The organism is Bradyrhizobium sp. IC4060, from assembly GCF_020193715.1.
GTDB classification, from domain to species: Bacteria; Pseudomonadota; Alphaproteobacteria; order Rhizobiales; family Xanthobacteraceae; genus Bradyrhizobium; species Bradyrhizobium yuanmingense.
Map to the genome: position 1 here is coordinate 575,479 of NZ_JADYVJ010000003.1, position 14,606 is coordinate 590,084.

Genomic DNA, 14,606 nt, shown 5'->3' on the forward strand with positions numbered 1-14,606 from the left:
AAGGCGAGAGGGTGCACCGCGCAGCCTGCTTCAGCTTTCGTTAGAGGCTAAGCTCGCCGCCTACCCCTTCAGCGCCGCAACCTGCGCCTCCAGCTCTGCGATCCTCGCATCTCTCGCGGCGAGCGCGGCCGCGACATCGGCTGCATCAAACTTCTGCGGGATGTGCTGCGGGCAGTTGGTGTCCCAGGCTGCGATCTTGAAGAGGATCACCTGCTCGGGCCGGGCGCGGTAGTCTATCGGCATCAATGACGTGGTCAGGGCTTCGTCGTCCTCGACCACGCGCGCCTCGCCCCAGATCTTCACCCGGCGGCGGTGGGCGTAGTCCATCACGAAGATGTAGGCCTTGGGATTCTCCGAGAGATTTCCTTGCGTGATGAACTGCTGGTTGCCGGCGTAGTCGGCGAAGGCGAGCGTCTGCTTGTCCAGCATCTTGAGAAAGCCCTTCGGGCCGCCGCGGTGCTGGATGTAGGGCTGGCCGTCGGCTGAAGCCGTGGCGAAATAGAAGCTGTTGGCGTCGGCCAGGAACGCGGCGAGATTGTCGTCGACCTCGGTGCGCCAGCCGCGCTGCTCGCTGCGCGCATAGGCCTCGCGCGAGCCCTTGCGCGCCTGGATCGTCTTCACCGCCGGCGAAAAGGCCACGTCGCTGGCATAGGTGTGAACTGCCGTCATCGGAACATCTCCTGAAATTCCGGCGCATTGCTGCGTCTTCCGCGCCTAATCTGGACCTTTCGGCGTCTAAAACAATTGAGCAGCTTGACACTTCATCATTGCGATTTATGCAATAATGTCCATGGACCGCCTGGAAGCCATGCACGTCTTCGTCACGGTCGCCGACCTGCGCGGCTTCGCGCCGGCCGCGCGCAAACTGCGGCTGTCGCCGTCGGCGGTGACGCGGATGATCGCGGCGCTGGAGGAGCATCTCGGCGCGCGGCTGCTGCAGCGGACCACGCGGCAGGTGGCGCTGACCGACGTCGGCACGCGGTACCTGGAGCGCGCGCGGCGCATCCTCGCCGACGTCGAGGAGGCCGACGGCTCGGCGCGGGAGGAGCGCAACCGGCCGAGCGGGCGTCTCGTCGTGTCCGCGCCGGTCGGCTTCGGCCGCCTGCATGTCGGACCGGTCATGACCGCCTATCTCAAGCGCTATCCCGAGGTCGCCGCCGAACTCAGGCTGTCCGACCATCTCGTCAACCTCGTCGAGGACGCCGTCGATGCCGCGGTGCGGATCGGCCATCTCGCCGATTCCTCGCTTGTGGCGCGCCAGGTCGGCGAGATGCGGCGGATCGTGGTGGCCGCGCCCGGTTATCTCAAGCGCAACGGCGAGCCGAAGACGCCGGAAGCGCTCGCCACGCACCAGACCATCCAGTTCGGCCCCTGGTCCGAATGGCGTTTCCTGCGCGACGGCCGCGATATCGGGCTGCCGCTGTCGCCTCGCTTCATCAGCAACAGCGCCGACGCCGCCCTGCAATATGCCGAGGCCGGCGGCGGCGTAACGCGGGTGCTGGCCTATCAGGCCGCCGAGGGCCTGAAGCGCGGGCGCCTGAAGATCGTGCTGGCGCAATACGAGCAGCCGGCGTTGCCGATCCACATCGTCTACCCGACCTCGCGCCTGCTCTCGGCCAAGGTGCGCGCGTTCGTCGACCTCGTGGTGGAGACGGCGGAGTGGAGGTTTGGGTGATCTTTTCCGTCATGGCCGGGCTTGCCCCGGGCATGACGACGGAGAGAGTTGGGCCTCACCCCTTCTTCGGCACTACCCGAAACGTGCCGCTGGCCCGCGCGATCACGGCGTCGTCCGCCTTCACCAGGCACTGCGCGAAGCAGATCGTGTTCCCGGTCTTGATCGCCTCGCCCTCGACCGCCAGCCATTGGCCGATCTCGGCGGCGCCGACATAGTCGACCGACAGCGAGATGGTGACGAATGACGTGGTCCAGCCCGTCGCCTGGGCGCAGCTGTAGCCCATGGCGGCGTCAGCGAGCGCCGCGATCAGCCCGCCATGGATCAATCCGCGGGCGTTGGTGTGCGGCGTCGCCAGGCGCAGTCCGACGGTGACGCCCTTATCGGTCTTCTTCGAATAGAGCGGCTCCCAGGGATCGGTCAGCGGCGCTTTGCGGAAATGTGGCTCGTAGCCGGCGGGGATGTCGGTGCGGGTCATGGCGGTCTCGCTTCATTGTCTCGGCTGCATTGGAAGCGAATGACGCGAGGAATGCATCACCTACAAAGCTTTAAACGGAATTTGTGCAGATGTTTGAAACGAGCCCCGCCATCGCCGCAACGGCCCGACGATTGCGACCTTTGTCCGCAATACATGCTGCTTCCGATCCTGTTAGGCTTTGGCCGCAGCCTGCTTGTGGCAAAGGCTCGCAGGCGATAATTATACCATATAACGTTTGCGCAAAGGGAGAGCGGTGGTCGCCCGAGCAGCGACAAATCCATGCAACATGACTGACGTAGATGGCGCGACACGGCGGGCCTCAGTTCCGGCTTGAACGCGCTGGCGAATTAGATAACATGTTAATTAACGAGACCGGGCCAACGAAGCCCGCCGTCGCAAAAGGGAGAGACGCGTGATGAGGAAAGCCTGTCTGGCCTTGCTGCTGGCAGCAAGCGTGAGCCCCGCGCTCGCGCAGGACAAGACATTTGACCTGAAGGTCTCGCACTGGGTGCCGGCATCGCATCCGCTGCAGAAATCGCTGGAAGACTGGGTGGCTGCGGTGAACAAGGATTCCGGCGGCACCATTACCGGCAAGGTGTTTCCGGCCCAGCAGCTCGGCAAGGCCTTCGACCATTACGACATGGCGCGCGACGGCATCGCCGACGTCACCTATGTCAATCCCGGCTACCAGCCCGGCCGCTTCCCGATCATCGGCGCCGGGGAATTGCCGTTCCTGATCTCGGATGCCAAGGGCGGCTCGATGGGGCTCGACGCGTGGTATCGCAAATTTGCCGAGAAGGAGATGAAGGACGTCAAATACTGCCTCGCCTTCGTCCACTCGCCCTCCTCGTTCCATTCCCGCACCAAGAAGATCGTCAACCCCGAGGACGTGAAGGGCATGAAGATCCGCCCGGCGCACGCTACCATGGCGAACTTCGTCACCTCGCTTGGCGGCACCAATGTGCAGTCCTCGGCGCCGGAAGTGCGCGACATCATCGAGCGCGGCGTCGCCGACGGCGTCACCTTCCCCTGGGGCTCACTGGTGCTGTTCGGCATCGACAAGGTGACCAAGTACGACATGGAGGCGCCGCTCTACACCACGACCTTCGTGTTCGTGATCAACAAGGACAAGTACAATGCGATGTCCGACAAGCAGAAGGCCGCGATCGACAAGAACTGCACGGTCGAGATGGCAGGCGCGGTCGGCGAGCATTGGGGCAAGTTCGAGGACGCCGGCATCGCCAAGGTGAAGGCGGAATCCAGCCATGAGGTCTACAAGCTGACGCCCGAGCAGATCGCGGCTTGGAAGAAGGCCGCCGAGCCGCTGGTCAAGACCTGGGGCGACGGCGCCAAGAAGGCCGGTGCCGATCCCGACGCCGCGCTCGCGGATCTCAAGGCCTCGCTGAAGAAATACAACGCGCTGGCGGAGTGACGCGGTGGCGAAGGAAACGCGGCGGCGGGATTGGTCCTGCCGCCGTTGCCTTGCAAGCTGAGAGCAGGTGAGGAGCGCACCGTGTCTCTTCCCCCTCTCCCCGCTTGCGGGGAGAGGGTTGGGGTGAGGGGGAGTCTCCGCAGGGACGGTGACAATCGGACGCGTGGATAGTCCCCCTCACCCGCCACGCTTCGCGTGTCGGCCTCTCCCCGCAAGCGGGGAGAGGCGAAGTGCCGCCGCCAGAGCCGAGAATGAGAATAGCAGTGCTTAGGAAACACCCATGAAGCGCTCCTGGATGGATCGCGTGATCGACTCGATCGAATGGATCGCGGCCGGCTTCGTCGGCATCGTCGCGCTCGACATCTTCCTGTCGGTGCTCTTGCGCAACACGCTGAACTATTCGATCCCCGACAGCTTCGACATCGGCCGAATGCTGCTCGGCATCCTCATCTTCTGGGGCATCGCGGCAACCTCCTATCGCGGCACCCACATCACGGTCGACCTGGTCTGGGGCAATGTCGGGCCGCGCCATCAGCGCTGGATCGACGTGTTCGCGACCCTGGTGCTGCTGTTCGTCGTCACCGTGCAGACCTGGACGCTGTTCGACAAGGTCCGGCTGACCTACAACGACAACGTTCAGACCTTCGACCTGCACATGCCGACATGGCCGTTCTTCCTCGTCGCGTGGATCGGCGACGTCTGCGCCGTGCTGCTGATCGCGATCCGCACGTACCGGCTGATCTTCCACCCCGAAGACATGCATGAACCCAAGATCAAGGTGACGGAGTAACCATGAGTACCGACGCCGTCGCCGTCATCGGCTTCGTCGCCCTGTTCGCCCTGATGCTGCTGCGCGTGCCGGTCGGCATGGCCATGGGCCTCGTCGGCGTGTGCGGCTTCAGCTATCTCGTGGGCTCGACACCGGCCCTGAAGATGGTCGGTCAGGTCACCATGCGCACCGTGACCGACTACACCTTCGGCGTCATCCCGATGTTCCTGCTGATGGGCTCCTTCGTCAGCAATTCCGGCATGAGCCGCGAGCTATTCCGCGCCGCCAACGGCTTCGTCGGACATTTGCGCGGCGGACTCGGCATTGCCACCGTTGGCGCCTGCGGCGGCTTTGCCGCGATCTGCGGGTCCTCGGTCGCGACCGCGGCGACCTTCTCCGCCGTCGCCTATCCCGAGATGCGGCGCTTCGGCTATCCGCAATCCTTCGCCACCGGCGTGATCGCGGCCGGCGGCACGCTGGGCGCGATGCTGCCGCCATCCACTGTTCTTGCGGTCTACGGCATCATCACCGAGCAGGACATCGGCAAGCTGTTCATCGCCGGCATCATCCCGGGCCTGCTCGCGATGACCATGTACATGATCACGATCTCCCTGATCGGCTATTTCCGCCCCGAGTTCCTGCCCAAGGGCAAGGTGACGCCGTGGCGCGAGCGCTTTGCCGGATTGAAGGAGATCTGGGCACCGGTGCTGCTGTTCATCTTCGTCATCGGCGGCCTCTACGGCCTGCCCTTCCTGCCGCGCTTCACGCCGACCGAGGCCGGCGGCGTCGGCGCGACCGGGGCCTTCATCATCGGCGTGCTGACCGGCCGGCTCGACCGCGAGAAGGTGCTGGCCTCGCTGCTGCAGGCGACGCGCACCGCGGCTGCGGTGTTCACCGTGCTGATCGGCGCGCTGATCTTCGGCTATTTCCTCACGGTGACGCAGACGCCGCAGAAGGTGACGGAATTCCTCACCGGGCTCGGCCTCGGCCCCTACGGCGTGCTGGCGCTGATCATGGTGATGTATCTCGTGCTCGGCTGCCTGATGGATGCCATGGCGATGATCATCCTGACCGTGCCGATCATCTTCCCGGTGATCATGCATCTGGGGTTCGATCCGATCTGGTTCGGCATCATCATCGTCGTGACCGTCGAGCTCGGCCTGATCACTCCGCCGGTGGGCATGAACGTCTTCGTCATAAAAAGCGTGGTGAAGGACGTCTCCTTCTCCACCATCTTCAAGGGCGTAAGCCCGTTCGTGGCAACGGACCTCGTGCGCCTCGTGATCCTGATCGCCTTCCCGCTGCTGGCAACCTGGCTGCCGACGCGGATGATGGCGCATTAGAGGTGACAAGATTGAATGCCGCACGGCGTGGCTGCTTCCCCTCTCCCCTTGTGGGAGAGGGTGGCTCGCCGCGATAGCGGCGAGACGGGTGAGGGATCTCTCTCCGCGAGCACGCTTGTGGAGATAGACCCCTCATCCGGCGCTTCGCGCCACCTTCTCCCACAAGGGGAGAAGGGAAGGCTCGTCGATAATTGGAGGCAGAGATGACCACCCCGACCCTCGAAACAAGATACGTTTTCACCATCACCGCGCGGATCGGCGACGTCGTGACCGCGGGCGAGACCGGGATCGGCGTCCGCCGCATCATTCCGATCATCGGCGGCGAGGTGACGGGCGCGGTCAGCGGAAAGGTGCTCCCCTTCGGCGCCGATTTCCAGACCATCCGGCCCAACGAGTTGATCGATCTCGAAGCGAAATACGCCTTCGAGACCGACGACGGTGCGACCGTCTACGTCGAGAACAAGGGTATGCGCTTCGGCCCGGTCGAGCTGTTGCACAAGCTCAAGCGCGGCGAGCCGGTCGATCCGAAGCTGATCTATTTCCGCACCGTGCCGAAGTTCGAGACCGGGCACGAGACGTACCGCTGGCTGATGGAGCACATCTTCGTGGCGTCAGCGGCGCGCCATGCGGATCGCGTCGTGATCGACGTGCATCAGGTGATGTGAGGGAGAGGCCGTAGGGCCTCTAGCCGGATCGCGCCGGACGATGCTGCGCATCGCCGGGAGCGACCCGGATGAGGTGAAGACGCCTACAACGTCTCTTGCTTATGCCCGCAGTTCTTGCAGGCGAACTTGACGCGGGTCTGGCCCTTCTCCGCCTGCACCCGGTTCGGCGCTCCGCACTTGCCGCAGACAGCCTCGATGCGGGTCGTGCCCTGCTTGACCACGATGGTCTTCTTTTCCATCGATTCGCGGATCAGGCGCTCGGCCTCCTCGCGCAGGGATTGTTTCGACAAAGCTCGTCTCCGCCTCTGGAAAGCGCGAGAGCCATATCGCACCTGCACGCGAAGCACAATGCACCCTGCCTGCCGCGCGCGCCCCTGTCGCCCCAGAGCGCGCGCTGCGACCGTTCGCCTTACGCCGCCTTGGAGACCTCCATCAGCAGCCGCTCGGCCTTGGCATCTTCGATGCGGTTCACGAGGCGGCTGCTCTCATGATTGTCGCGCACGGTCTTGGTCAGGGTGACGCAGGTCTGGATCATCATCACGATGCCCATGGTGAGATAACCCTTCATCCAGAGGTCGATCGGCAGGAAGAAGATGCCGATGGCGACGAGGAAGGCGGAAGCTGCGAAGGACGCGTAGGTGAAGCTCACCCAGGCGCCGCTGTGGGGCTGGCCATTCTGGTTCATGATGGTCTCCTGTCGATTGGAATGATGATTGCGTTCGGATTGGAACTTGAGATCAGCCCGCCGGCATGCGCCTGGACTTCAAGCGCGCCAGCACATCGTCGGCGGTCGTCTTGAGCCGCGGGCCGAAGCCCTGCTCGGCGAGTCGTTCGGCGGTGGCGAGCGGGCCGGTGGCCGCGTCGAGCTCGACCAGGGCATCGTCGGCCGCCTGAGCCTCCATCTGCCGCTCGCGCAGACGCCTCAGCGTCCCCTCCGCCTCCGGCAATGTCGGTTCATAGGGGCGCGCGGCCTCGATGCCGCTGCGGCGAAGCGAGCGCACCGCTTCCGAGGCGCGGGCGATCCGGCGACCGCGATCGAGCTCGGTGATGCGGGCCTGCGCGTTGGCGACGTGGCGCTTCAGCCTGATGATCTCGGTCGCGAACAGCGCGCGCGCCGTCATGGCCGCATCGCGATCGGCCTCCAGCGCCGCAATGGCTTCGGCGGCCTCCTTGGCGAGGTCCTCGCGGCCGCCATCCAGCGCCGCAACGGCACGGGTCTCGAGATCGGCGATACGCGCATTCGTGGCCTCGAGCTTGCGGCCTTCCTGCTGGTCCTGCGCGATTGCCAGCGCCAGCGTGCGCTTGCTGCGCTCGACGGCTGCGGCTGCATCGCGCATCTGCTGATCCAGGATCAGAAGGGCGGTGCGATCTTCCAGTTCCTCGCCCGCAGCGGCGACGCTGCCGCGGAAGAGGGTCACGACGGTCTTGAACATTGGTTGCTCCCTGTCTATGAGCGTTGCTCACAGATGGTTTGTAGCAGGAACCCTGAACATCGTTCAATATTATTTTGAGCGACGCTCAAGAATTTGGTTAAGAATGACTAAGGCCTTGGAACGGCGAGAGAAATTGCGTGCGGCCCTGATCCAAGCGGCCGAACAGATGATCGCCGAGCGGGGGCTGGCGGGTCTCAAGACCCGCGATTTGGCCCGCGAGATCGGCTGCGCCAATGGCGCGGTCTACAATCTCGTGGCTGATGTCGACGAGCTGATCCTGCGGGTCGGCTCGCGCACGCTGCTCCGGCTCGACGAGGCGCTGACTCTCGCAACGAATGCCGGCGAGCCATCGCCACGGGAATCCCTGGTCCGCATTGCCCTCGCCTATTGCGATTTCGCCGCCGAAAACCTCCAGCTCTGGCGCGCGCTGTTCGAGCACCGGATGGAGACGGGCAAGCTGGTGCCGGATTGGTCCGTGCACGACCAGATGCAGCTGTTCCGTCATATCTACCAGCCGCTGGCCGCACTGTTTCCTGGGCGCAGCCCGGAGGAACTCGGCATCACCGCACGCAGCCTGTTCTCGGCCGTGCATGGCATGGTGGCGCTCGGGCTGGAGCAGAAGCTGGTGGCCGTGCCGCTGCCGGCGCTGCGCAAGGAGATCACGGGCCTCGTGCGCGCGATGATCGACGGGCTGATCGCGCACGACGTGAAAGGAGCGGCGGCGGCTGACTAAAATTTCACCTGTCGCATCGCCAGTCGCGCGCTTAGCCTTCGAGCCGTCCCTCACCTCTCGGAGCACCTCATGCCCCTCCTCATCCGCGGCGGCACCGTCGTCAATCACGATCATTCGCGCCGCGCGGACGTGCTGATCGACGGCGAGACCATCGTCGCGATCGGCGCCTCGCTCGATGCCCCGACAGGTAGCGAGATCATCGACGCAGGCGGCGCCTACGTCATTCCGGGCGGGATCGATCCGCACACCCATCTCGAAATGCCGTTCATGGGCACCGTCACCGCCGACGACTTCGAATCCGGAACCAAGGCGGCGCTGAGCGGCGGCACCACCATGGTGGTGGATTTCTGCCTGCCCGATCCCGGCCAATCCATGCTCGCGGCGTATCAGGAGTGGCGGCACAAATCCGAGAAGGCGGCCAGCGACTACGGCTTCCACATGGCGGTGACGTCGTGGTCGAAGCAGATCCATGACGAGATGGAGATCGTGGTCAGGACCTACGGCATCAACACCTTCAAGCATTTCATGGCCTACAAGGGCGCGCTGATGGTGAACGACGACGAGCTCTACAACTCGTTCGCGCGTTGCGCCCATCTCGGCGCCATGCCTGTCGTCCATGCCGAGAACGGCGACGTCGTCGCCCTGATGCAGGACGCGCTGATTGCGCGCGGCGTCACCGGCCCGGAAGGCCACGCCTATTCACGGCCGCCGGAGGTCGAGGGCGAAGCCACCAACCGCGCCATCATGATCGCGGACATGACGGGCACGCCGGTCTATATCGTCCACACCAGCTGCCGCGAGGCGCATGAGGCCATCGCTCGCGCGCGGGCCAGTGGAAAGCGGGTCTATGGCGAACCGCTGATCCAGCATCTGCTGCTCGATGCCGGCGAATACCGGAACAAGGACTGGGACCATTCCGCACAGCGCGTGATGTCGCCGCCGTTCCGCGACAAACAGCATCAGGACAGCCTCTGGGCCGGGCTGCAAGCCGGCTCGCTCCAGGTGGTTGCGACCGATCATTGCGCCTTCACCACCGAGCAGAAGCGGTTCGGGCGCGGCGATTTCAGGAAGATCCCGAACGGCACCGGCGGCCTCGAAGATCGCCTGGCGCTGCTCTGGACCGCGGGCGTCGCCACGGGGCGGCTGACCAAAGAGGAATTCGTCGCGGTGACCTCGGCGAACATCGCCCGCATCCTCAACATCTATCCGCGCAAGGGCGCGGTCGTCATAGGCTCGGATGCCGACATCGTGGTGTGGGATCCCAAGCAGAGCAAGACCATCAGTGCCAAACGGCAGATGAGCCGGATCGATTACAACGTGTTCGAGGGCTTTGCCTGCACGGGTGGTGCGGCCGCGACCCTGTCGCGCGGCCGTATCGTCTGGACGGATGGTGATCTGCGCGCCGAGGCCGGCGATGGACGATACGTCGAACGTCCCGCCTTTTCGCCGGTGCATGTGGCAAATTCGACCTGGAAGGAACTGACGGCTCCGCGCGCCGTCGCGCGCAGTGCGGTGACGCCGTAGCCATCGCGCTCCCTGGCAGACGTCCGGCCTCAATCTCGGAGAGACTTAGGAACGAACGGCTGGAGGTCTCGTTGTCGCGCATATTTCCCTCCAGCACGCGAGTCCCTCCATGTATCACCACGTCAAGAAGCTGATGTTCACCGTGCGCGTCGACGAACCCGATCCGCGCTTCGGCAATATGCTCCTCGAGCAGTTCGGCGGCGCCAACGGCGAACTTGCGGCTGCGATGCAATATTCGATTCAAGGGTTGAATTGCGAGGATCCCGACCGCAAGGACCTCTTGATGGATATCGGCACCGAGGAGCTCAGCCATCTCGAGGTCGTCGGTTGCCTCGCCCGGATGCATCTTGCGCCCTCGCGCAACGACCGCCAGGCGGCGGAGGCCGATCCGCTGATCGCGATTGCCGGCGGAGGCGGCGTCAATCTGTTCAACTCGCAAGGCAATCCCTGGACCGCCGACTATCTCAAGATCACCGGTGAGCTCGACGTCGATCTCCGCAGCAACATCGCCGCCGAAGCGCGTGCCAAGATCGTCTACGAGCGACTGATCAATTTCTGCGACGATGCCGGCAGCAAGGACGCGCTGCAATTCCTGATGACGCGCGAGATCACGCATATGAAGGCGTTCGCGCGCGCGCTCGAGAGCCTGTCGAAGCCGGCCTTCAGCATCGGCCGGATTGCCCCGACGCCCGGCCTCGTCAACCAGTACTTCAACGATTCCACCGGTAGCGGCGACCACGGCGAAATCGATACCCGCGGTCCCTGGAACGAGGGCGAGGACTGGGTGTTCACAGAATCGCCTGCGCTGCAATCCTCCGATCCCGGCGCTGCCCCGTCGATCGTCGCGGAGAGCTCACCGCCTGTCGACGAGGCGGGCCTGACCGATCTGCTGCTGCATGAGCTGCGTGACATCCTCCATGCCGAGAAGCAGCTGACCAAGGCGCTCCCGAAGATGGCGCAGGCCGCCCGCTTCGATCAGTTGCGCGAGCTGTTCGAGCAGCATCTGGCCGAGACCGAAAATCAGGTCGAGCGCATCAACGAGTGCTTCGAGCTGCTCGGCGAGAACGCTCGCGCCAAGCCTTGCAAGGGCATGATGGGCCTGATCGAGGAAGGCCAGGAGGTCATGAAGGAAAGCCAAGAGAAGGAGGATGCAGCCGCCGACCTCGCGCTGATCTCTGCGGCGCAACGTGTCGAGCATTACGAGATGGCCGGCTACGCCACCGCGCGCAACCTCGCGCAGCAGCTGCGCCACAGCGCGATCGTCGCCCTGCTCTCCAAATCTCTCGCCGAGGAAGAGAATGCCGATCTCCTGCTCAACCAGGTCGCGCGATCGCTGATGTCGGTGGCGAAGATGCCCGCCGCGCTGGAGCAGGCCGAGTAGTCCGCGCCGACGCGCAACACCTATCGATCCAAGCCGCCTCGCCTTGTCGCGGGGCGGCTTGGGGCTTCCTGGCTCTGGCATACAGCTTGCCTCTCGATGCCGGACAATTCCGGAACGGGAGGCACTCTTGAGCATTTCACCCCTCGATTTGAACCGCCGGAGCGTCATGCTCGGCGGCCTCGGTGTCGCCGGTACGGCAGCCTTTGCTCCACGCCTCGCTGGGGCGCAGGGACGCAGCGAAACTCTGCTGGTGGTGCAGGAGCTGGGACCGAATTCGCTGGACATGCAGGGCGTCGGCTCCAACCAGACCGTGAACGGCCTGTCCTGGAATTGCTACGACCGCCTGCTCACCTACGCCGCCAAGACACTGCCGGACGGCACGTTGTCGTATGACCGCGAGAAGCTCGCGCCCGAGCTCGCCGAGAGCTGGGAGGTCGCCGCCGACGGCATGTCCTGCACCTTCAAGCTTCGCAAGGACGCAAAATTCCACGACGGCACGCCTGTGACCGCCAAGGACGTCAAATGGTCGTTTGACCGCGCCGTGAAGGTCGGCGGCTTTCCGACCTTCCAGATGTCGGCGGGATCGCTGGAGAAGCCGGAGCAGTTCGTGGTGGTCGACGACCACACTTTCCGTATCGACTATGTCCGCAATGACAAGATGCTGCTGTTCAACGTGGCCGTCGTCGTGCCCTTCATCATCAATTCCGAGCTCGCCAGGAAGAACGCGACGCCGGAAGATCCGTGGGCGCTGGCCTGGCTGAAGAACAACGAGGCCGGCGGCGGCGCCTACAAGATCGAGAGCTGGAAGCCGGGTAGCGAGACCGTGCTGACGCGCTTCGACGACTGGAAGAGCGGGCCGCTGCCGAAGGTCAAGCGCGTGATTGCCCGCGACGTTCCCTCCGCCGGCACGCGCCGTGCCATGCTGGAGCGGGGCGATGCGGATATTTCCAGCGGCTTTGCCCCGCGCGATTTCGAGCAGATCATCAAGGAGGGCAAGGTCAAGGTCTCGGGCGTGCCGATCCCGAACGCGCTGTGGTACGTCGCGCTGAACACCGCCAAGCCGCCGTTCGACAATGTCAAGCTGCGCCAGGCCATCGCCTGGGCCATGCCGTACGAGCAGATTCAGACCAGCGCCTTCTTCGGCCGCGCCGTTCCCATGTATGGCGGCACCGCCGAAGTCTCAAAGCCGGTGTGGCCGCAACCGTTTCCTTACGTCACCGATCTCGACAAGGCCAAGGCTCTGCTGAAGGAAGCGGGTTTCGAATCCGGCCTGGAGACGATGCTGTCGCTGGACGCCGGCACCGCCACCGTCGGCGAGCCGACCGCGATCCTGATCCAGGAGAATCTCGCCAAGATCGGCATCAAGGCGGCAATCGAAAAGATTCCCGGCGCGAACTGGCGCACGACGCTGAACAAGAAGGAGCTGCCGCTCGCGCTCAACCGCTTCAGCGGCTGGCTCGATTATCCCGAATATTACTTCTACTGGAATTTCCACGGCAACAACTCGATCTTCAACATCTCCTCATACAAGAACAAGGAGATAGACGCCCTGATCGACAAGGCGCGCTTCACCACCGATGCCGCCGAATACGACAGGACGGTGAAGGATTTCATCGCGCTCTGTATGCGCGACGTCCCCGTGGTTCCGCTCAACCAGCCGATCCACGACGTTGCCATGCAAAAGGGCATCTCCGGCTACGAATTCTGGTTTCACCGTGAACCGGACTACCGCCAGTTCGCGAAGGGCTAGTTCTGCCGGGCGACGCTGATGGCGCGTGAGGCAGCTCGTGCCTGCATGGTCGAAAAGCCGCGCTCCAGGCGCGCGGTGCTCGCATGCAGCATCGCCGCGTCGAGCCTGCCCTGTCGCGATCCTTCCAGGGCGCAGGCAAAGACACGGTAGAACTGCGCTCCGTCATAGGCGACCAGCAGCAGATCGACGCCGGCATTGATCGCCTCGACCACGGCCTTGCAGACGTCGTTCTGGTAGATCGCGCCCATGATGAGATCGTCGGTCATCACCACGCCCTGGTAACCCCACGTCCCACGAATGATCCCATCGACGACGCGCTTCGAATGCGAGGCGGCGCGATCGGGATCGACGGCTGTGAGCGTGACGTGGCCGACCATGAGGGCGCTGCGCGAATGCGACAGCACCTCGCGGAACGGGAGCCAGTCGGTTGCCTCCAGCTCCTTCACCGGCGTGTCGAGATTGGCGCTGAAGTGATGCGTGTCGGCGCGCACGCGGCCGATGCCGGGAAAATGCTTGAGCGTGGCGCCGACGCCCGTCTCTTCCAGCCCGCGCACATAGGCGCTCGCGATGGTGCTGACGACGGCGGGATCGCTCGCAATCGCGCGCTGGCCGATCAGCGTGTGAAAATCGAGGCGGTTGCGCCGCGCCGGCGGCTTGAGGTCGAGCACCGGCGCAAGATTGAGGTTGACGCCGACGTGGGCGAGCTCGCGGCCGTGGATGCGGCCGAACTCCTCGGCCTTGGCCTGCTGCTCATCGGAAGCCAGTCCCGTGAGCGTCGCCAGCGCCGGCACTTTCGTCAGCGGCGGCGCAAGATGCCCGACGATGCCGCCCTCCTGATCGGCGGCGACGATCAGCGGCGGCAGGCCGGCTGCGCGCCTGAGATCCTGCAGCGCCGCGATCTCGGCCCGCAGCGTCTCGATGGCACGGCCGCGGATGTTGTGCCGGGTGACATAGACGCCGCCGATCAGGCCCTGCCTGGCGAGACGCGCGACCTCGGGAAAGGAGGAATAGCCGACCATGAAGTGCGGCCCGAGCTGCCGCGCTTCGGCGGCGCCGGCGCCGAGAACGTCATGCTTGCGCAGCTCGAACTTCAGATGCGCGGCGGACATCAAGACAGGCGGCACGCACCAGAGCACGACGAGCGCCTTGCCGGCGAAGGTGCGCCAGTGACCTCCGCGCAGCAGAAGAGCGACGATTGCGATGCTTGCGACGACAAGGGAGATGTTTCCGGCGCCACGCAGCACGAGCAGATAGGGATCGTTCTTGTTCGCGGCGACAAATGCAGCGAGCGGCGCGGCGAGCCAGAGCAGGGCGAGACCGATGCGGTTGAGCAATTGCATGATGCACCAGGTGCGATGGGCGATGAATGTTTCGCACCTAGCAAAGCGAATCGCGCTGCGCGAGAGGCAAAAGCGCGCCTGCACGA

Annotated in this window: 15 protein-coding genes; 9 read left to right on the plus strand and 6 right to left on the minus strand. The window is 64.5% G+C overall.

Going from position 1 to position 14,606, the window contains the following annotated elements:
* Positions 1-60: 60 nt before the first annotated feature.
* Positions 61-669 carry a pyridoxamine 5'-phosphate oxidase family protein gene (locus I6F16_RS14540; protein ID WP_225111651.1) on the minus strand — a complete coding sequence of 203 codons (609 nt, stop codon included), beginning with the start codon at positions 667-669 and terminating at the stop codon, positions 61-63.
* Positions 670-790: 121 nt separating this feature from the next.
* Between I6F16_RS14540 and I6F16_RS14545 the strand changes: the two genes are divergently transcribed.
* Positions 791-1,675: a LysR family transcriptional regulator gene (locus I6F16_RS14545; protein ID WP_225111710.1), complete on the plus strand. Its 885-nt coding sequence runs from the start codon at positions 791-793 to the stop codon at positions 1,673-1,675.
* Between the two features lie 55 nt (positions 1,676-1,730).
* Here the strand turns inward: I6F16_RS14545 and I6F16_RS14550 are convergent, their stop codons facing one another.
* Positions 1,731-2,150 (minus strand): PaaI family thioesterase, encoded by a 420-nt coding sequence (locus I6F16_RS14550; protein WP_035997915.1) that lies wholly within the window; start codon positions 2,148-2,150, stop codon positions 1,731-1,733.
* A gap of 415 nt (positions 2,151-2,565) precedes the next feature.
* On the opposite strand from I6F16_RS14550, the gene I6F16_RS14555 reads away from it, so the two are divergent.
* The 4 genes from I6F16_RS14555 to I6F16_RS14570 all read left to right on the plus strand — a co-directional run bounded on the left by I6F16_RS14555 (position 2,566) and on the right by I6F16_RS14570 (position 6,359).
* A complete protein-coding gene (locus I6F16_RS14555; protein WP_036021503.1) occupies positions 2,566-3,582 on the plus strand; it encodes a TRAP transporter substrate-binding protein in 1,017 nt (338 codons plus the stop codon).
* A gap of 280 nt (positions 3,583-3,862) precedes the next feature.
* Positions 3,863-4,372 carry a TRAP transporter small permease gene (locus tag I6F16_RS14560; protein ID WP_035997911.1) on the plus strand — a complete coding sequence of 170 codons (510 nt, stop codon included), beginning with the start codon at positions 3,863-3,865 and terminating at the stop codon, positions 4,370-4,372.
* Positions 4,373-4,374: 2 nt separating this feature from the next.
* Positions 4,375-5,694 carry a TRAP transporter permease gene (locus tag I6F16_RS14565; protein WP_035997903.1) on the plus strand — a complete coding sequence of 440 codons (1,320 nt, stop codon included), beginning with the start codon at positions 4,375-4,377 and terminating at the stop codon, positions 5,692-5,694.
* A gap of 203 nt (positions 5,695-5,897) precedes the next feature.
* Positions 5,898-6,359, plus strand: coding sequence for a DUF3237 domain-containing protein (locus I6F16_RS14570; protein ID WP_035997901.1), 462 nt, complete (start codon positions 5,898-5,900; stop codon positions 6,357-6,359).
* An 83-nt stretch (positions 6,360-6,442) separates the two neighbouring features.
* On the opposite strand, the gene I6F16_RS14575 is transcribed toward I6F16_RS14570, so the two are convergent.
* The 3 genes from I6F16_RS14575 to I6F16_RS14585 all read right to left on the minus strand — a co-directional run bounded on the left by I6F16_RS14575 (position 6,443) and on the right by I6F16_RS14585 (position 7,792).
* Complete coding sequence (locus I6F16_RS14575; RefSeq protein ID WP_025033895.1) at positions 6,443-6,649, minus strand: hypothetical protein; 207 nt, start codon at positions 6,647-6,649, stop codon at positions 6,443-6,445.
* Between the two features lie 119 nt (positions 6,650-6,768).
* Positions 6,769-7,044, minus strand: a complete 276-nt coding sequence (locus I6F16_RS14580; protein WP_035997898.1) for a YiaA/YiaB family inner membrane protein — start codon at positions 7,042-7,044, stop codon at positions 6,769-6,771.
* 52 nt (positions 7,045-7,096) lie between these two features.
* Entirely contained in the window at positions 7,097-7,792 is a 696-nt protein-coding gene (locus I6F16_RS14585; RefSeq protein ID WP_225173828.1) for a PspA/IM30 family protein, read from the minus strand.
* A 103-nt stretch (positions 7,793-7,895) separates the two neighbouring features.
* On the opposite strand from I6F16_RS14585, the gene I6F16_RS14590 reads away from it, so the two are divergent.
* From I6F16_RS14590 to I6F16_RS14605, 4 genes are all read left to right on the plus strand, one after another.
* A complete protein-coding gene (locus tag I6F16_RS14590) occupies positions 7,896-8,525 on the plus strand; it encodes a TetR/AcrR family transcriptional regulator (protein ID WP_082641425.1) in 630 nt (209 codons plus the stop codon).
* A 69-nt stretch (positions 8,526-8,594) separates the two neighbouring features.
* On the plus strand, positions 8,595-10,049 hold the full coding sequence (gene hydA, locus I6F16_RS14595; RefSeq protein ID WP_225111649.1) for a dihydropyrimidinase: 1,455 nt from the start codon (positions 8,595-8,597) through the stop codon (positions 10,047-10,049).
* 109 nt (positions 10,050-10,158) lie between these two features.
* On the plus strand, positions 10,159-11,430 hold the full coding sequence (locus I6F16_RS14600; protein ID WP_225173829.1) for a DUF892 family protein: 1,272 nt from the start codon (positions 10,159-10,161) through the stop codon (positions 11,428-11,430).
* 127 nt (positions 11,431-11,557) lie between these two features.
* Positions 11,558-13,180: an ABC transporter substrate-binding protein gene (locus I6F16_RS14605; RefSeq protein ID WP_225149296.1), complete on the plus strand. Its 1,623-nt coding sequence runs from the start codon at positions 11,558-11,560 to the stop codon at positions 13,178-13,180.
* Here the strand turns inward: I6F16_RS14605 and I6F16_RS14610 are convergent.
* Complete coding sequence (locus tag I6F16_RS14610) at positions 13,177-14,520, minus strand: glycoside hydrolase family 3 N-terminal domain-containing protein (protein ID WP_225149297.1); 1,344 nt, start codon at positions 14,518-14,520, stop codon at positions 13,177-13,179. The two genes, I6F16_RS14605 and I6F16_RS14610, sit on opposite strands and share 4 nt — an antisense overlap.
* Positions 14,521-14,606 lie beyond the last annotated feature (86 nt).